Here is a 16,781-nt window from a genome sequence, read left to right as displayed (position 1 = left end):
CAACTTCTACGATCGCCCGCATGAGCATCCATGAGGCGTTCACCGTCGCCGGCGTCCGCGTCTTCGACGGCCGCCGCGTCGCCGAGGCGACCCACGTCCGGGTGGTGGACGGACGCGTCGACGCCGTGGGCGGCGCGGCGGTCGCCCGCCCCGGCGACGACCTGGTCGACGGGCGCGGCGGCACCCTGCTGCCGGGACTCGTCGACGCCCACGTCCACCTGCTGCCGGGCTGCGCCCAGCTCGCCGCGTGCTTCGGGGTCACGACGCTGATCGACCAGTTCAGCAAACCGGAGGTCATCGAGCCCGAGCGGGCCGCCGTCGCCGCGTCCGCCCGGGGGGAGGGGCCGGTCCTCGCGGACCTGCGCACGTCGAGCATCGGGGCCACGGCGCCGGACGGCCACCCCACCCTGGCGTACGCGCCCCTGCCGTACGTCACGGGACCGGACGACGCGGACCCCTTCGTCGAGGCCCGCGTCGCCGAGGGCGCCACTCACCTCAAGATCGTGTACGACGACGGCTCGGGCGCCATGCTGGACATCCCGGCGCTGGACGTGCCGTCCATGGAGGCGCTCGTACGGGCGGCGCACCGGCACGGCCTGCCAGTCGTGGCGCACGTCTCGACGGCGTCGGGCGCGGTCACCGTCACCCGGTGCGGAGTGGACGTGCTGGCGCACACGCCGTTCGAACGGATGGCGGACGCCGAGGTCCGCGAGGTGGCCCACGCCGGGGTGGCGGTGATCTCGACGCTGGGCGTCGTCGACGCCTTCCCCGGCGCGGACGGCGTCATGCCGCTGCTGGCCCGGCCGGAGTTGGCGGCCCGGCTGACTCCGCGGTGGCGCAGGGTGCTGGCCGCCCAGGGCAGGCGGTGGACGCCGCCGCGGCCGCCGGACGGCGGGGCGGCGCGCGCCAATCTGCTGGCCCTGCTGGAGTCGGGGGTGACGGTGCTCGCCGGTACGGACGCGCCCAACCCGGGGCTGGTCGCCGGTGCGAGCCTGCACCTCGAACTGCGGCACCTCGTGAGTGCGGGCCTGCGCCCGGCCGAGGCGCTGACCGCGGCCACCGCCGCGGCCGCGGAGACGTTCGGCCTGGCGGACCGGGGGAGGATCGAACCGGGCGCCCGGGCCGACCTCGTCATGGTCGAGGGAGACCCGATGACCGACATCGCGGCCACCGCGTCGCTGCGCCACGCCTGGGTGGGGGGACGCCCGGTCGTCCCCGATGCGTACGCGGGCAGCGCCGCCGAGCGCGCCGGGATCGCCTGGCTCCGGGAGTCGAACGCCAAGATCATGGCGGGCGTCCGGCGCGCCTGGCCCGGCATCCCCGCGCCGGAGGAGGTCACCCGGGACGACGGCGAGATCCTGGGGCGCGTCGTCCCCACCGCGGGCGGCTGGCAGGCGGAGACCGTGTTCGGGGCGCCCCTGGGCGAGGTCGCCGGCCGCGAGCAGGCGCTCGACACCCTCCGCCGGACTGGGCTGTCGGTCCTGGCCGAGCCGTGGTGGGCGCTGACGCTCGACGACGGGCGGTGGCGGGAGGCCGTCCTCGTCGAGGTCGGGCCCCGCCGCGTCCGGCTGCGCTGGACCGACCCCATGTCCGATCGAGGCCCCTCGGGCCGGTGGTTCGACCTCGACGACGTCGAACTGGCCCGGCGCCCGTACGACCTCTGACGGCGGCGGCGCCCTCGCAGCTGACCCCGGTGGCCAGTCCCCGTGGCGCGCCGGTGGGCCCCGCGGCGTGCCGCGCCTGCCGGGCGGCCCGCTCCGCCGGGGGCCGGCTCAGGCCGTGGCGCCTCCGTCGACGACGAGGTCGTGGCCGACGGCGAAGCCGGCCTCGGGGGACGCGAGCCAGAGCACCGCGGCGGCCGCCTCGTCGAGCGTCCCGACCCGGCCGATCGGCAGTGAGCCCTTCACCCGCTCGGCCCGGTCCGCCTCGGTCTCCCCGGGCCGCAGGGACATCCGCGTGTCGAAGGGGCCCGGGCTGATCGCGTTGATCCGGATGCCGGCCCCGATGCACTCTCTCGCGGCCGCGCGGGTCAACGCGCTCACCGCCGCCTTCGAGGCCGCGTACGCGCCGAGGAACGGCAGCCGCATGTGCGCGCCCAGGTTGGAGGCGGTGTTGACGATCACGCCGCCGCCGTCCGCGCGCATGTGGGCGATCTCGTGCTTCATGCTCAGGAAGACCCCGGTCAGGTTCACGGCGAGCTGGCGGTGCCAGGCGTCCTCGTCCATGTCCGCGAGCGGTCCGGCCTCCAGGACTCCCGCGTTGTTGAACGCGACGTGCAGCCCTCCGTGGCGCTCCACGGTGGTCGCGACGAGCCGGGCGACGTCGGCGGAGGAGGAGACGTCGGCCGTCACGGCGCTCGCCGTGCCGCCTTCGTCCGCGATGAGCCGGACGGTCCGCTCCAGCGGCCCGGCGCCGCGCCCGGCCACCACCACGGCCGCGCCCTCCCGGGCGAAGGCGCGCGCGGCGGCCCTGCCGATGCCGGACCCGCCGCCGGTGACGAGGACCACCCTCCCGGCGAAACGTGCGGTCATGACGTCTTCCCTTCTCCGTAGGGTGGTGCACACCTTTTAAGACCGATCGTTCTCGTATTCGGGCATACGAAAACGTGGTCGTGATGACCGCGTCCTCAGTCCAGGGCGGCCAGGGCCTGCTCGGCGGCGTCGCGCAGCCGGCCGGGCTCGGGATGCGCCCGGCCGAGGACGCGCATGCCCTGCAGGACGACGAGGAGGAGCCGGGCCAGGGCGCGGGGGTCGCGGCCGGCCGGGATCTCGCCCTGGGCCCGGGCCCGGGTGAGCGCCGAGGTCAGGGCGGTCTCCAGGGTGTCCCAGCTCGCCTCGACCCGGCGCGCCGCCTCCCGGTCGCGGGACATGACCTCCACCGCCGCGTTCACCACCATGCAGCCGCGTCTGCGCTCGTCGCGCACGGACTCCTCGGCGTACGCCTCGACCAGGGCGCGGACGGCGGGGAGCGCGGGACCGGGCTGGGAGAGGGCCTCCACGACCCGGCGGTCCCGGCTCTCCGTGTACCGGTCGAGCGCCTTCACGTAGAGGTCGTGCTTGCCGCCGAAGGTGGCGTACAGGCTGGCCCGCGCCACGCCCAGATGCTCGACCAGGTCGGCCGTCGACGTCGCCTCGTAGCCGCGCTCCCAGAACAGCTCCAGCGCCCGCTCCAGGGCGGCGTCGGGATCGAACTCCTTGGTCCTCGCCACGGGCAGGACTGTAGCTATTCGAGATCGATCGGTCAATTAATCGGCGGGCAGGCGCAGCACGAACCGGGCGCCTCGCTGAGGGGAGTCCTCGACCTGGACGCTGCCGCCGTGGGCCTCGGCGATCACCCGGGTGACGCTCAGCCCGAGACCGGCGCCCCCCTCGTCGTGGCGGCGCTCGCCGTCCAACCGGGTGAACCGGTGGAACACGCGCTCGCGGTCGTCCACCGCGATCCCGTCGCCGTCGTCGTCCACGATCAGGCAGGCCGTGCCGTCGTCGCGGCGGACCTCGACGTCCACCCGGCCGGCGGCGTGCCGCTGGGCGTTGTCGATCAGGTTGGCCAGCGCCTGCCGGATCTGCTCACGCACCCCGCTGACCGTCACGGCCTCGGACGGCCGCAGGTGGACCGCGTGGTGCCCGATCGCGGACGTGGTCTCCTCGCGCACCAGCTCCAGCAGGTCGAACCGCTCCGGGTCGCTGCCGGCCGACTGGAGCCGGGCCAGCATGAGCATGTTGGCGAGCACGGCGTCCGCCCGCTCGATGCTGCGCAGGCCCATGTCCACCAGGCGGGGCACGTCGACGTGCCCGGGATGGAGCTGGGCCTCCTCCAGCTCGGTGCGCAGCGCGGTGAGCGGCGTGCGCAGCTCGTGGGACAGGTCGGCGGCGAACCAGCGCATGCGACGGCACACGTCCAGGGTCGCCTCGGTGGCGGTCAGCAGGTCCTCGACCTCCTCGCCGTACGACCGGTCGGCGAGGTCGACTCCCCGCCCCTCCTCGCCGGCGTGCGACAGGGCGGTGCTGATCGCGGCCATGACGCGGCGGGTGCGCCGCTCAGTGAGCTTGCAGGTGACGGCGACGGCGACGGTCAGGCCCAGCAGGACGGGCAGGCACCTCGACCGGAGCGGCCCCTGCCCGCCCACGGCGTCCGGGCGCCCGGCCAGGCGGGGCAGGCGGGGCAGGCAGGGCAGGGCGAACGACCCGCCGCCACCGCCCTTCGGGCGTGCCCACCTGCCCGATCGCCTGGTCCTGACATCCCCCACGGAACCCCCCGGGTCTCATGGTAGGCACGCCCTCCGGTTTCCGCGTCCCCCGGTCCAAGACCTTTGCCCGTACGCAGACGCCGTGCGGGCCGTGGATCAGGGGGAGGAGTAGCGGGCCGTGAGCTCGGCGCCGATCCGCGCCAGCTCGTCCCGGACCGTCTCGGGCTCCACCACCTCGATCATGGCGCCCCAGCCGGCGAGGGTGCGCGCGAGGTCCAGCGGGGCCGGCGCGGCCACGCGCACCCGGACGCGGCCGTCGGCGAGCTCGCCCTCGAAGCGGAAATGGCGGCCGAACCGGTCGAGCAGGATCGGCGCGAACCGGGCCCGATCAGGACGGTGGCCCAGGTGCCCGACCGACGTTCCTCCACCTCGCCGACGGCCTGCCGCCAGGCGGCGCCGAGGGCGAAGTCCTCCGGGCGCTCGGCGGACAGGTCGGTCGGCTCGGCCCCGGCGACCCGGAAGGTCGACGGCAGCGCCCTGAGGAGCTTGCGCAGCGCCGATCCGACCTCGTCCGACACGGCCGTGGCCGGGCCGAGGAGCAGGAACAGGGCCCGCGCCTCCGCCGCCGACAGGCCGCTGAGGTCGGTGCGGGCGCCGCCGACGAGTGACCACCCGCCGCCCCCCGCCGGACGCGGCCCGGGCGCCCGGCGGCGCCATCCTCCACTGGCACGTCGACGACGCGCGGGCGGCCCTGGAGCGGCTGCTGTCCATGGGGGCGACGCCGTACCTGCCCCTCACCGAGCACGGCCCCGCGTTCGTCACCGCCTCGCGTGGCCGACCCGTTCGGCAACGTCCTTGGTGTCATGTACAACAGGCACTACCTGGAGGTCCTCGGGCGATGAGGCCCCGGCTGAGCGATCAGGGGACCGGGGTCAGGAGGTCGCGGGCCGCCATCAGGGCGAAGCCCAGCAGGTTCAGCCCGCGCCAGGTCGCCGGGGACGCCGCCCGTTCGTCGCCGGCGGCCAGACCGATGCCCCAGACGCGGTCGTACGGGCTGGCCTCGACCAGGACCCGGTTCCGGGTGGCGAGCAGATACCCCCGCAGGCCGGCGTCCTGGCCGAACTTGGCGACGTTGCCGCGGACCACGATGTCGAAGCGGCGGGCCTGCCACACGTCCTCGTCGAAGCCGCGTACGGCGCGGCCGAGCGCCTTGGCCTCGCCGGGGTGCCCGGCTGCGAGGACCCGCTCAGCGGTGGCGTCGTCCCCGAACAGCCACGCCTTGTGCGCCATCATGTAGTGCTCGGCCGAGGCGAAGGCGCGGCCGTCCTCGGAGAAGGCGGCCGGCCACCACTGGGACAGGCACCCGGGGCCGACGCCGCCGTCGCGGGCCGGCTGGTGGCCCCAGAAGTACAGGTAGCGGAGGGCGTGGCCCGCCCGTTCCGCCGCAACCGCCTCGTCCGCGCTGCGGAGCGCCGGCGGGACCACGTGATCGGACACGCTCCCACCGTGCCACAGCAGGGCCGGGACGCACCAACCGGTTTCCGGGCGGGGTCAGATCGAGGAGAGGCCGAGCTCGACCGGCTCGGTGATGACGTCGACCAGGGCGCCGTTGCGGAAGACCGTGATGGGCAGCCGCCGGCCGATGGCCTCGGCGAACAGCAGCCGCTGGAGGCCCTGGGCGTCGCCCACCGGCTCGCCCCCGGCCGTCAGCACCAGGTCGTTCACCCGCAGGCCCGCCTTCGCCGCCGGCGAGCCGGGCACGACTTCGACCACCCGCAGCGCGTTCCGCCGGCCCTCGCGCTCCTGGAGCGCCGGCGGCAGCGGCGCCGGGGCGGTCACCAGGCCCAGGTAGGCGCGCCGGACCCGCCCCTCGTTCATCAGCGTGGCGATGATCGAACGCGTCGTCGTGTTGATCGGCACCGCCAGCCCGAGCCCGACGCCCGCGACGGCGGTGTTGATCCCCACGACCCGGCCCTCCGCGTCGGCGAGCGCGCCTCCCGAGTTGCCCGGGTTGAGCGCGGCGTCGGTCTGGATGACGTCCTCGATGAGGCGCGTCGCGGAGCCGATCCGGGCGGGCAGCGACCGTCCCAAGGCGGAGACGACTCCGGCCGTGACGGACCCGGCGAGGCCGAGCGGGTTGCCGACGGCCACGACGAGCTGTCCCACCACGAGCCCGTCGCTGTCGCCGAGCACCGCGGGCGGGGGAGTGGCGCCGAGCGCCCGGACCACGGCGAGGTCCGACAGCGGGTCGGAGCCGACGACGGAGAAGTCGGCCGACGTGCCGTCGGAGAAGGCCGCCGCGCCGCGCGTGGCCTCGCCCACGACGTGCGCGTTGGTGAGGAGGAACCCGTCGGCGGTGAAGACGACCGCCGACCCGCTTCCCCTGCGGGTCCTGAGGGCGGCGACCTTCGGCGTGAGCTCGGCCGCGACCGAGGACACGATGTGGGAGTACGCGTCGAGCGCCATGAAGCCCCCCTACGTGGATGCTTACTTGATTACAGCGCAAGCGCTCCCGAAGGGAAAGGTATTCCGTGGCCGACTATCCTGAGTCGGCGGACCGGCGTACAGGGGAGGGCGGAGCACGATGAGCGACCTCGTACGGGTCGGCCTGGCGGGGCTGGGGATCATCGCGCGGACCCATCTCGAGGTGCTGGCCGAGCGCGCCGACGTGTCACTGGAGTTCACTGCCGACCCCGGGCGGGCCGGGCCGCCGGACTTCCGCGGGTCAACGCCGCCTCACTACGGCGACCTCGCCGAGGCCCTCGCCGCGCACGATCCGGACCTGGTCGTGATCGCCACCCCGACGGCGACCCACGCGGACCTGACCGTACGGGCCCTCACGACGTCCACCGCCCGGGTGCTCGTGGAGAAGCCCCTCGTCCACGACCTCGCGTCCCTCGACCGGCTGCGGGCGCTGGACGAGACCGCCGGGGTCCGCGACCGCGTCTTCACCGCGCACCACTTCGCGTTCTCCCCGGAGGTGCGCTGGGCCGAGCGGCAGATCGCCGAACACCCCGAGTGGGGTCCGATCACGAGCATCACCTCGGCGTTCCACGACCCGTACGTCCAGCGGGGCGAGCAGGCCTTCGCCTCGTACGGCTCGGCCTGGACGGACTCCGGGGTGAACCAGCTCAGCATGCTCGCCCGCTTCGTCGACCTCGCCGGGCTCAGCTCCGCGTACGACCTGGACGGCGGCGCGAGCGCCTGGTGCACGTGCGAGTACCGGTCCCGGGGCGAGCGGGGCACGGCCCGGCTGCGCACGAGCTGGCTCACCGGATCCAGCAGCAAGGAGACCGTCCTCGTCCTGGGCCGTTCCGGGGTGGAGGTCTGGATGGACCACACGGCGATGACCGGCTTCGCCGCGCGCGGCCGCGAGCTGCTCACCTCCCACGGCGACGACGGCCGGACCCCGCGGAAGGTCGCCCACTACCGGCCGCTGTACGAGAGCCTGCTCTCCGGCCGTCCCGACCCCGTGCTCGGCTTCGACACCACGGCGACCCTCATCGCGCTCCACCACTCCCACGCCTGAGCCTTGTGACGAGGGGCCTGATCTACTCCGGCCGGCGGGCGGTCATCGTGGCGGCCGCCCGGTCCGGCTCCCAGTGGGCGCGCAGCGACGTGATCAGTCCTCCGGCATTCACGGTGTAGACGATCACGCAGTCCACGGTCATGGCCGCTCCGCCCCCGAACAGGACGGTGATCGCGGTGACGTTGGCGCAGCAGGGCCCGTTGGCGAAGGAGTCCGTGACGCGGAAGCGGAACCCCCGGGCCGCCGCCATGTTCGCGTCCCAGAACCTCCCGATCCCGTCGCGCCCCCGGTGCCCCGCCCCGTCCGGGTCGAGCATCGAGGGGCCGACGGGGTCCTCGACGAGGGCGTCCGGGGCGAACAGGGCGAGCCAGTCGTCCCGGCGTCCCTCGGCGACCGCGGCCATGGACAACCGTGCCGCCCACCGCGCCGGGTGGTCGGCGTCCGGCGCGAGCCACGTGACGGCGGCGGTCATACCCGGACTGTAACGCGTTCTACTTCGGGGTCAAGGGGAGACCTTCGCGATCACCGACTCCGCGAAGCGCTCCAGCAGCTCGATCTTGCGGGCCAGCGGCTGGGTGTCCGGTCCCTTGGCGTACGGCCACCGGAAGCCCACGATCAGGTCGGTCACGCCCTTGTCCGCCAGCCGCCGCACCCCGTCCACGCTGTACGCGTCAGGTGAGATCACGTGGATCTCGAACGGCCGGCCGGCCGTGCCCTCCTCGGCGCGCAGGGCCGCCAGCCGGGAGAGCAGGGCGTCCAGCTCCGCCGGGTCGCCTCCCCCGTGCATCCAGCCGTCGCCCATCCGGGCGGCCCGGCGCAGCGCCGCGTCGCTGTGCCCGCCCACGAGGATCGGGATCGGCTCGGTGGGCACCGGCGACATCTTCACCGGCGGCAGGTCGTAGAACTCGCCGTGGTACTCGAAGTAGCCGCCGCTCGTCAGCCCGCGGACCACCTCGATGGCCTCGTCCATCCGCCTGCCGCGCCGCGGCCAGGGGACGCCCATCGCCGCGAAGTCCTCCGGCCACGGGCTCAGGCCGACCCCGAGCGTCAGCCGGTTGCCGGTCAGGTACGCGATCGAGGCGGCCTGCTTGGCCACCAGCACCGGCGGCCGCACCGGCAGCTTGAGCACGAACGGCGTGAACCGGATCGTGGAGGTCACCGCCCCCATGGCCGCGATCAGGACGAACGTCTCGACGAAGCTCTTGTCCTCGAGGAACCCGCGGTCGCCGTCCGGCGTGTACGGGTAGCTCGTGCCCGAGTCCTTCGGGTAGACGAGGGAGTCGGCCACGCTGAAGCCCGCGTAGCCTGCCGCCTCGGCGGCCCTGGCCAGAGGGAGGTGGTACGCCGGGTCCGTCATGGCCTCGGCATAGGTGAACCGCATCCTCCGAGCGTACGAGAACCTGTTCTACCCGCAAGCCCCGTTCCGGCCGAGTGGGACACCGGAGGCGCGCCGCCGCCGTGTGGCGCGGCGGCACGGACGCGCCCGGCGCGTCAGGCCGGGTGGAAGACGGGGACTGCCTCGCCCCCGTCCGGGTGTTCGAAGCCGGCGCGGACGCGCAGCCCGGCGGGCACCTCCTCCGGCGCGACGCCGGTGAGCTGGGCCTGGATCCACGGGCCCTCGTCGAGCTCCACGACGGCGACGACCGTCCGCGGGGCGGCCTCACCGCCGTCCGGGCGGCCGTGCACCACCGCCCAGGTGACCACGCTTCCGGCGCCCGCCGACGGCGCCCACTCCGGCTCGGGCGTCCCGCAGTGGGCGCAGCAGCGGGCCTGCGGCGCGCTGAAGCCGCCGCACGACGCGCACCGCCGGACGAGCAGCTCGCCACGCGCGGCGCCGTCGAAGAAGGCGGCGGAGGCGGCGTCGCGGCGGACGATTCCCACGGGCATCTCGGCTGCTCCTAACGCGCGCGCGGGCTGAGGACGAGGGTGGAGTGGTGGTCGAGGACGCCGCCGTTCCCGCTCACCAGGACGACGTCGTTCCTGGCCGCCTGGCGGTCGCCGCCCTGGCCGCGGGCCTGGATGACGGCCTCCGACAGCGGCGTCATGCCCCACATGTAGTAGGAGGACAGCTGGCCGCCGCCGGTGTTCACGGCGAGCGAGCCCTCCGGGCCGAGCACGCCGCTCGTCACGAAGTCGCCGCCCTCGCCCTTGGCGCAGAAGCCGTAGTCCTCCAGGCTGATCAGCACGGTGTAGGTGTAGCAGTCGTACAGCTCCGCCACGCCGACGTCGGACAGCGTCACGCCGGCCATCTTCAGGGCCGCGGGGCCGGAGATCGCCGCCCCGCTGACGAGGCCGAAGTCGCTGCCGCGCCCCATGACGTGACCCGGGTGGGCCTGCGCCCATCCGAGTACGTGGACCGGGGGCTGCCGCAGGTGGGCGGCCCGGTCGGCCGAGGTCACGATCACGGCGACGCCGCCGTTGCTGACGAGGCAGCAGTCCAGCAGGTGGAACGGCTCGGTGATCCACCGGGATGCCTGGTGGTCGGCGAGGGTGATCGGCTCGCGCAGCTGCGCCAGCGGGTTCCGCGCCGCCCAGGCGCGCTGCGCCACCGCGATCGCGCCGAGCTGCTCGCTGGTCGTGCCGTACGTCGTCATGTGCCGGCGGGCGGCCAGCGCGTACATCGTGGTGGCGCTGGAGATGCCCGAGGCGGCGGCCAGCCCCTGCCAGCCCTTGGGCGCCCGGCCCGCCGACGCGTACGCGGACCCGCCCGGGCTCCTCTCCTTGAGCGGGGCGTCGGCGAAGACGCAGGCCACGGCGTCGGCCATGCCGCAGGAGACGGCCATCGAGGCGTACTGCACCATGGCGCCCGCCGAGGACCCGTACGCCTGGACCTCAGACAGCAGCCGCAGGTCGCGCAGCCCGAGGTCGCGCTGCAGGCCGAGTCCCACGTCGCGGCTGAGCCCGGTGTTGGTCAGCAGGCCGTCCACCTCGCCGAGCTCCAGCCCCGCGTCGGCGGCCGCCAGCCGCACGGCCTCGGCCGCGAATTCGGGAGCGGTGCGGCCGTAGACCTTGCCCATCTCCGTGATGCCGAGCCCCGCGATGACCGGTGCGCGGTTCATCGTGCCCTCCCGTTCCCCGTCGTCGTGCCGGTCCTCGTGATCGTCGTGACCCTCGTCGGCGACGTCGTCAGGGTCATCGTGCCCGCCGCACCGGCGCTCACCTGTCCGGGACGGCGGCGTGCCGCGGGACGAGGCCGCCGGCCGGGGGAGCCGGCGGCCTCGGGCTAACGGTCAGCGGGCGTCGCCGACCTGGACGGTCTCCTTGTCGTAGTTCTTGCCGTTGCCGTCCGGCTTGTAGTTCTTCTCGACGTTGCCCGCGATGTCCACCGAGAACCAGTGCACCTCGGTGGTCCTGTCCACGGTGATCTTCTGGGCGCCCTCCCGCATGCCGGCGGCGGCCAGCTTGGGCGAGCTCAGCGTCGGCCGGCTGCCGTCGAGCGTGTAGTACACGTTCGCCGGCTCGTCGGTGGAGAAGGTGAACGTGGCCGAGGTGGCGGTCCTGCCGGTCACCTCGAGGCGCGAGTCGGGTCGGTCGTGGTCGTCCGCGTACGCCCGGGCGACCTCCAGGATGGCGATCTGCCCGTTGGCGAACTCCATCGCCTCCTCGTGGCCCTCGCTGAACGGGGGCTGGAAGCCGACCGCCTGGTACTGCTTGGTGGCCGGGTCGTAGACGTCGGCGCCGACCTCGAAGTCCCAGCCGATGATGCCCCGGTTGTACCAGTGCTCGTCGGCGCTGTTGCCGGCCGCCGAGTAGAGCACGTCCGTCACCGGGCCGGTGCGCCCCGGCCAGATGGCCGTGCCGCGCCACGCCTGGACGGCGGACAGGATGTGGCCGGAGGCGTCCCAGAAGTAGTTCTCGGTGCCGAAGTCGGCCCGCGGCAGCACCTCGCGCCCGGCGGTCTTGTACGCCCCCGGGGGCCACATGAAGTAGCCGCCGTACGAGTGCGTGTTCATGGCGAACTTGATGTTGCGGAACGTGTCGGTCAGCCACACCTCGTTGCGGGTCTCCGGCTCCGACAGCTCGGCCGGGCCGCCGAAGGTGTCGCTCGTGCAGCTCGTCGACGCGCCCGTGTAGCCGTCGAACACCGAGCCCACGGTGAAGTTGCGGTTGAGGTCGACGCCCCACGAGTTGCGCCGCGCCGGGTCCCCGTTCGCCGCGGGGCAGTAGTTCGTCATGTTGCGGCGCTGCATGTTGTAGTCGTACATCGAGTAGTGGCCGCCGTCGGGGTTCACGGTCGGCAGGATGAAGATGTCGAGGTTGTCGACGAGCTTGCGGGTGGCGGCGTCCTTGTCGTAGTTGCGCAGCAGCCGCTCCGCGGTCTCCACGCAGGTGATCGGAGTCACCCACTCGCGGGCGTGCTCCTGGCAGTACAGGAAGACGCCCGTCCTGGAGCCGTCCCGGTGCTTGCCGATCCGCAGGACCTTCATCTGGAACGGCTGCCGCGACACCGTGGCCGGCGCCTTGAGGTTGTCGGTGAGGCTCGTCGCGGGGGCCTCGGCCACCACCCCGGCCCCGGCGTTGCCGCGGTAGGTGGCGGCGGTCAGCAGGGCCGACGCGGCGGAGTCCCCGTTGAGCGCGGCCACGACCTGGGCGGCGGTGCTCGCGACCGCGCCGGACGCGTCGGTGGCCAGGCCGACCGTCACGGCCTTGCCGTTCACCGCGACCGACAGCGGAGCCGAGGCCGTGGACGGGCGCGCCAGCGCCACGCTGACCTCGTTGCCGCCCTCGGCGCCGTACGCCTTGGAGGTCACGTAGAACGTGCTCGCGGCCGCCGTGCCGAACTGCGCCTGCGCCGCCCGGCGGTAGCCGTTCGTCTTGTACGGCAGGTCGACGATCTGAGAGATCGCGGGAAACTCCTTGGCCAGCGCCGTGATCCGGCCGGTGACCTCCGTCGGGTCCATGTAGTGGTCCACGAAGTCCTGCACGTAGTGCGCGCCGGGGGCCTTGCGCGGCTCGCCGAGCCACTTCGTCACCGGGACGGTGACCGAGCCGCCCCGGCTGCTGGTCACGGTGACCTTCGCCGGGGTCTGGTCGACCGGCAGCGGCGTGTTGAAGCGGTGGTACATGTACTGCCCGGCGTCGGTGAAGCGCGACATCGTCGCCGAGCCGCCCGAGCCGGGAGCCGTGCCGGGACCGCTGTCCCAGGTGGCGGTGAGCACGGTCTCCGCGTCGGTGGCGCTCGTCTTCACCTCCACCGACAGGAAGCGCCCGCCGTCGAGGCTGGTGAACCACTCCGCGCGCAGCGGGGTCAGCGTGTCGGTCTCCGCCGCGTCCGCGGACGCCGACGCGAGGGCCTGCCTCCGCTCGGCCGTGTTGGCGGCGTAGTCGCTCTGGTCGGAGATCGCGTCCCGGACGTCGAAGCCCTTGTCCCGCAGGTCGCGGGTCTCCTCGGGGCTCAGCACGGCGTGCACCTCGATGCCGCCGTCCACCGGCTTGGTGTACTCGGCCAGGTCGACCCCGAGCGCGGCGAGCCGGTCCACGGCGGCCTGGTCGGGGACGACGACCCGCATGAGGGCCACGCCGTTCTGGGCGGTGCTGGACGGTCGGTCGGGGGCGATCTCGCTCGGTTGCGGAGAAGGGGCGGCGAGCACCGGAAGGGCGTTCAGGGTGATCGCCAGCGGCAGCGCGAGGACCGCCGCCAGGCGCCTGGCTCTTCTGGGAGAGCTCCTCATCGAGTTTCCTCCAGTCGGCGTGCCCGGCCGGGCGGGGGAGGTCGACCGGCCGTTGATCACGCGAGTTGGAGGCAGTGTCAATCAACGCCAAATGATCGTCAAGGCGTCATACCACCTGATTTCGGGATCTTTCAGTTACATCCTGATCTAGGCGCCATCGAAGGGATTTTGCGCACGACCGTCACGAAGGGCGGCCTCGTGTCATCCCGGGGACAGCGCCACGGCGATCCGCTCGGCGACCTCCCGCCAGTGGGCGAGCATGAGTTCCCGCTCGAACGCGCTCGCCAGCCGTTCCTGGTGGATGCCGATCGTCGTGCCCGTCGCCGCGGGCGACACCGTGATCTGCAGCGTGGAGTCGTGCGTCGAGTCCGGCGGACGCCAGGTGAGGCGCACGCGGACCCGCTCGGTGCGGCTGCGCAGCTCCCCGCGCACGCCCTGGCCGGTGACGTAGGCGTCGCCCTTGCGCGTGCCCAGTTCGGCGGCGCCCAGCCACAGCGCCAGTCCATCGCCCAGGAGGTAGTCCCAGACGGCGTCGAGCGGGACCGGGACCGTTCGGCGAACGCCGAGCTCCCATCCCGCGTCCTTGGTGAGACCCGGTGTGGCGGACATGTAACCAGTGATACTGGTTTCACCGGGGAGCGGCAAGGGGGAAGGGAACTCCCGCCGCGGCCCGCGGCCGTCTCGTCCGGCCCGGCTTCCTCGATGAGCGGATTTCCGGAACACGGACCTGCTCGTTGCCGTTGCACGGGACATGCGGACCCCAGCCATCGACGTCCTGCACTACGCGGCCTTCACCACCGATCCCGCCGGCGGCAACCTGGCCGGGGTGGTCCTCGACGCCCCCGGACTGGACGACGCGGCCATGCTCGCCGTCGCCGCCGAGGTGGGCTATTCGGAGACGGCCTTCCTGACCGAGGCCCCGGCGGAGCCCGGCGAAGCCGGCCGGGCGTTCGCCGTCCGCTACTTCAGCCCCAAGAGGGAGGTGCCGTTCTGCGGGCACGCCACGGTGGCTTCGGCCGTCGCGATCGCGGATCGGATCGGCCCGGGCCTCCTGGTCTTCCAGACCCGGGCCGGGGTCGTGCCCATCGAGGTGGCGGCCGACGGTGACGGCGTCCTGTGGGCGACCCTGACCAGCGTGCCCCCCTACGTCGAGCAGGTCGGCGAGCCCGACGTGGCCCAGGCCCTCGACGCGCTGGGGTGGCGGGCGGACGAGCTCGATCCCGGACTGCCTCCGCGGATCGCCTTCGCGGGATCGCGCCACCTGATCCTGGCCGCAGCCACCCGGGAGCGCCTGGCCGACCTGGACTACGACTTCCCAGGACTGGTGCGGTACATGACCGACCGGGATCTCATCACTGTGCACCTGGTGTTCCGGGAATCCGCCGACACCTTCCAGGTGCGTGATCCGTTCCCCGTCGGCGGGGTGGTGGAGGATCCCGCCACCGGGGCCGCCGCGGCCGCCTTCGGCGCGTATCTGCGGGACCTCGGCGAGGCCGGTCCCGGTGCCGTGCTGACCCTGCGTCAAGGGGTCGACATGGGACGGCCCGGCCTGCTGCGGGTGGAGTTGCGGGACGGGGACGCCGGGGTCCGGGTCTCCGGCGCGGCGGTGCGGGTTCCGGTCGGCGGCGGCTCCGGCTCGCACTGACCTCAGAGCCGGCCCCGGGTGGGGAGTCCTGCCCCGGCCGGCGTGGCCCCACCGGCGTGGTTCCGGCGCGCCCGGCCCGCGGCACCGGTCACCGCGGCACGGGTCACCCGGTCCCGGTCCCCGGGGGCGGGGGCGTGGCCTCTCGGGGTGTGCACGACCGCCTCCGCGGGTCATGGGCGTGCAAGGTTTTGGTTCGGCTATGGCCTGGCCGGGTCTCGGCAATGGGTTCCCGGTCTTCCCCTTGCATAGGCTTTGACCTGTTCATTTGCCCCAAAATGGACGGATGGAGGGAGGGCGCACCGTGAGAGGCCCCTTGTCAGCACTCCTGCCGCGCTCGATCCGCGCCCGCTTCACCGTCGCCGCGGCGGCGCTCGCGCTGGTGGCCCTCACCGTGATCGGAGCCGGGCTCGACTCCATGATCCGGAACATGATCGAGGATCACATCTACAAGGAGACGGGCCGCGTCGCCACGGACTGGATCGCCTCGATGCGGCCCGACCGCATCCCGCCTCCGATCACCACCCCGCGTATCGACCTCCTCCAGCTCGTCGACTCCCGTCAGCGCGTCGTGGCCGCCAGCGAGGCCGCGGCGGGCAGGCCCCCGCTGAGCACGCTGCTGCCCCCCACGGACGACCGCATCCAGAGCGGGACGCGGTGTTCCCCCGGAACCGGATGTCTCATGCTCACGGCCGTCCGGATCTTCCCCCAGGAGGTCGGGCTGCTGTGGGGTGGCGAGACCCACGTGGTCTACGCGGCCATGCGGCAGCCGCCGGTCCTGGCGACGCGCGAGCTCGAGCTCGTCACCGCGGGACTCGTCCTGGTCGGCGTCGGCCTCGTGGCGCTCACGACCTGGCTCCTGGTGGGCCGCACGCTCCGGCCCGTCGCCGCCATCCGGTCGAGGATCGCCGAGATCACCGTCAGCGACCTGAGCCTGCGGGTGCCCGAGCCGCGCTCCGACGACGAGATCGGCCTGCTCGCCCGCACCGCCAACCGGACCCTCGCCCAGCTGGAGGAGTCCGTCGCCTACCAGCGGCACTTCGCCTCGATGGTCTCCCACGAGCTCAAGAACCCCGTCGCCGGCCTCCAGACCCAGTTGGAGGAGGCCCTGCTGTACCCGGGCCAGGTCGACCGCGACGAGACGATCAGGTCGGCGCTGTCCACCGCCACCCGGCTGCGCGCGATCATCGACGACATGCTGGTCTTCGCCCGCGTCCGCAACGTGTCGCCGGAGGGGCCGGTCCCCGTCGACCTGACCCGGCTCGTACGGGACGAGGTGGTCGCCCGGGCGACGGGGGTGCCGGTGCGGGCCGACGCGGAACCCGGCGTCCGGGTGCGCGGCAACCACATCCAGCTCGCCGCCGTGGTGAGCAACCTGATGGTCAACGCGCAGCGGCACGCGGCGACGTCCGTCGAGGTCACGGTACGGAGGTCGGGCGGCCACGCCGTCGTGGCCGTGACCGACGACGGCGACGGCATCGCCCCCCGCGACCGGGAGCGCGTGTTCGAGCCGTTCGTGCGGCTGCAGGACGGACGCCGCCGGGACCCGAAGGGCAGCGGGCTCGGCCTCGCCATCAGCCGCGCGATCGCCCGGGCCCACGACGGCGCCCTGACGATCGAGGACTCCCCGCGGGGCGCCCGCTTCGTCCTCCGGCTCCCGCTGCTCGACGCCGGCCCGCCGCCCCCGGCGGAGGCGGCTCCCGAGGGCCAGGAGGGGCGCGACGGCGACGGCGGGCGGCGCGGCGGCGCCCG

Annotated in this window: 16 protein-coding genes; 4 read left to right on the top strand and 12 right to left on the bottom strand. The window is 73.8% G+C overall.

Going from position 1 to position 16,781, the window contains the following annotated elements; all coding sequences use genetic code 11:
• Positions 1-20: 20 nt before the first annotated feature.
• Entirely contained in the window at positions 21-1,664 is a 1,644-nt protein-coding gene (locus MPTA5024_RS06175; RefSeq protein WP_036320661.1) for an amidohydrolase family protein, read from the top strand.
• Between the two features lie 108 nt (positions 1,665-1,772).
• On the opposite strand, the gene MPTA5024_RS06170 is transcribed toward MPTA5024_RS06175, so the two are convergent.
• The 6 genes from MPTA5024_RS06170 to MPTA5024_RS06150 all read right to left on the bottom strand — a co-directional run bounded on the left by MPTA5024_RS06170 (position 1,773) and on the right by MPTA5024_RS06150 (position 6,652).
• A complete protein-coding gene (locus MPTA5024_RS06170; protein WP_036320658.1) occupies positions 1,773-2,531 on the bottom strand; it encodes an SDR family NAD(P)-dependent oxidoreductase in 759 nt (252 codons plus the stop codon).
• 95 nt (positions 2,532-2,626) lie between these two features.
• Positions 2,627-3,208: a TetR/AcrR family transcriptional regulator gene (locus MPTA5024_RS06165; RefSeq protein ID WP_036320655.1), complete on the bottom strand. Its 582-nt coding sequence runs from the start codon at positions 3,206-3,208 to the stop codon at positions 2,627-2,629.
• Positions 3,209-3,244: 36 nt separating this feature from the next.
• The gene (locus MPTA5024_RS06160) at positions 3,245-4,246 is read right to left on the bottom strand and encodes a sensor histidine kinase (protein ID WP_157099303.1); all 1,002 of its coding nucleotides are present in this window, start codon (positions 4,244-4,246) and stop codon (positions 3,245-3,247) included.
• Between the two features lie 96 nt (positions 4,247-4,342).
• Positions 4,343-4,903: a WYL domain-containing protein gene (locus tag MPTA5024_RS39315; protein ID WP_232326425.1), complete on the bottom strand. Its 561-nt coding sequence runs from the start codon at positions 4,901-4,903 to the stop codon at positions 4,343-4,345.
• Between the two features lie 201 nt (positions 4,904-5,104).
• Entirely contained in the window at positions 5,105-5,683 is a 579-nt protein-coding gene (locus MPTA5024_RS06155; protein ID WP_036320652.1) for an NADAR family protein, read from the bottom strand.
• A gap of 54 nt (positions 5,684-5,737) precedes the next feature.
• Positions 5,738-6,652: a S1C family serine protease gene (locus MPTA5024_RS06150; protein WP_036320650.1), complete on the bottom strand. Its 915-nt coding sequence runs from the start codon at positions 6,650-6,652 to the stop codon at positions 5,738-5,740.
• Positions 6,653-6,770: 118 nt separating this feature from the next.
• Between MPTA5024_RS06150 and MPTA5024_RS06145 the strand changes: the two genes are divergently transcribed.
• Positions 6,771-7,715, top strand: a complete 945-nt coding sequence (locus MPTA5024_RS06145; RefSeq protein ID WP_036320648.1) for a Gfo/Idh/MocA family protein — start codon at positions 6,771-6,773, stop codon at positions 7,713-7,715.
• 22 nt (positions 7,716-7,737) lie between these two features.
• Here MPTA5024_RS06145 and MPTA5024_RS06140 read toward each other — a convergent pair whose 3' ends face one another.
• The 6 genes from MPTA5024_RS06140 to MPTA5024_RS06115 form a co-directional block, all read right to left on the bottom strand.
• Positions 7,738-8,187, bottom strand: a complete 450-nt coding sequence (locus tag MPTA5024_RS06140) for a nuclear transport factor 2 family protein (RefSeq protein ID WP_036320645.1) — start codon at positions 8,185-8,187, stop codon at positions 7,738-7,740.
• 30 nt (positions 8,188-8,217) lie between these two features.
• Positions 8,218-9,096, bottom strand: a complete 879-nt coding sequence (locus tag MPTA5024_RS06135) for a TIGR03619 family F420-dependent LLM class oxidoreductase (RefSeq protein WP_036320642.1) — start codon at positions 9,094-9,096, stop codon at positions 8,218-8,220.
• Positions 9,097-9,206: 110 nt separating this feature from the next.
• Entirely contained in the window at positions 9,207-9,602 is a 396-nt protein-coding gene (locus tag MPTA5024_RS06130) for a Zn-ribbon domain-containing OB-fold protein (protein ID WP_036320640.1), read from the bottom strand.
• An 11-nt stretch (positions 9,603-9,613) separates the two neighbouring features.
• Positions 9,614-10,774 (bottom strand): thiolase family protein, encoded by a 1,161-nt coding sequence (locus MPTA5024_RS06125; RefSeq protein ID WP_036320638.1) that lies wholly within the window; start codon positions 10,772-10,774, stop codon positions 9,614-9,616.
• Between the two features lie 171 nt (positions 10,775-10,945).
• Entirely contained in the window at positions 10,946-13,387 is a 2,442-nt protein-coding gene (locus MPTA5024_RS06120; RefSeq protein ID WP_036320636.1) for a M14 family metallopeptidase, read from the bottom strand.
• 201 nt (positions 13,388-13,588) lie between these two features.
• The gene (locus MPTA5024_RS06115) at positions 13,589-13,996 is read right to left on the bottom strand and encodes a hypothetical protein (RefSeq protein WP_036320634.1); all 408 of its coding nucleotides are present in this window, start codon (positions 13,994-13,996) and stop codon (positions 13,589-13,591) included.
• Between the two features lie 142 nt (positions 13,997-14,138).
• Here MPTA5024_RS06115 and MPTA5024_RS06110 point away from each other — a divergent pair, with 142 nt between their 5' ends.
• On the top strand, positions 14,139-15,032 hold the full coding sequence (locus MPTA5024_RS06110) for a PhzF family phenazine biosynthesis protein (protein ID WP_036320632.1): 894 nt from the start codon (positions 14,139-14,141) through the stop codon (positions 15,030-15,032).
• Positions 15,033-15,333: 301 nt separating this feature from the next.
• Positions 15,334-16,781, top strand: a 1,448-nt coding sequence (locus tag MPTA5024_RS06105; protein ID WP_198166964.1) for a sensor histidine kinase, incomplete at its 3' end; no start/stop codon positions are given.

Origin of the sequence: Microbispora sp. ATCC PTA-5024 (assembly GCF_000511135.2) — a bacterium.
GTDB lineage: Bacteria > Actinomycetota > Actinomycetes > Streptosporangiales > Streptosporangiaceae > Microbispora > Microbispora corallina.
Note: the sequence above shows the minus strand (reverse complement) of the source record. Positions and strands in the feature narration are given on the sequence as shown.

Excerpts from the sequence above, each read along its gene's own strand:
- MPTA5024_RS06175 (WP_036320661.1), top strand. The coding sequence starts at position 21 with ATGAGCATCCATGAGGCGTTCACCGTCGCCGGCGTCCGCGTCTTCGAC.
- MPTA5024_RS06170 (WP_036320658.1), bottom strand. The coding sequence starts at position 2,531 with ATGACCGCACGTTTCGCCGGGAGGGTGGTCCTCGTCACCGGCGGCGGG.
- MPTA5024_RS39315 (WP_232326425.1), bottom strand. The coding sequence starts at position 4,903 with ATGGCGCCGCCGGGCGCCCGGGCCGCGTCCGGCGGGGGGCGGCGGGTG.
- MPTA5024_RS06150 (WP_036320650.1), bottom strand. The coding sequence starts at position 6,652 with ATGGCGCTCGACGCGTACTCCCACATCGTGTCCTCGGTCGCGGCCGAG.
- MPTA5024_RS06145 (WP_036320648.1), top strand. The coding sequence starts at position 6,771 with ATGAGCGACCTCGTACGGGTCGGCCTGGCGGGGCTGGGGATCATCGCG.
- MPTA5024_RS06140 (WP_036320645.1), bottom strand. The coding sequence starts at position 8,187 with ATGACCGCCGCCGTCACGTGGCTCGCGCCGGACGCCGACCACCCGGCG.
- MPTA5024_RS06135 (WP_036320642.1), bottom strand. The coding sequence starts at position 9,096 with ATGCGGTTCACCTATGCCGAGGCCATGACGGACCCGGCGTACCACCTC.
- MPTA5024_RS06130 (WP_036320640.1), bottom strand. The coding sequence starts at position 9,602 with ATGCCCGTGGGAATCGTCCGCCGCGACGCCGCCTCCGCCGCCTTCTTC.
- MPTA5024_RS06125 (WP_036320638.1), bottom strand. The coding sequence starts at position 10,774 with ATGAACCGCGCACCGGTCATCGCGGGGCTCGGCATCACGGAGATGGGC.
- MPTA5024_RS06120 (WP_036320636.1), bottom strand. The coding sequence starts at position 13,387 with ATGAGGAGCTCTCCCAGAAGAGCCAGGCGCCTGGCGGCGGTCCTCGCG.
- MPTA5024_RS06115 (WP_036320634.1), bottom strand. The coding sequence starts at position 13,996 with ATGTCCGCCACACCGGGTCTCACCAAGGACGCGGGATGGGAGCTCGGC.
- MPTA5024_RS06110 (WP_036320632.1), top strand. The coding sequence starts at position 14,139 with ATGCGGACCCCAGCCATCGACGTCCTGCACTACGCGGCCTTCACCACC.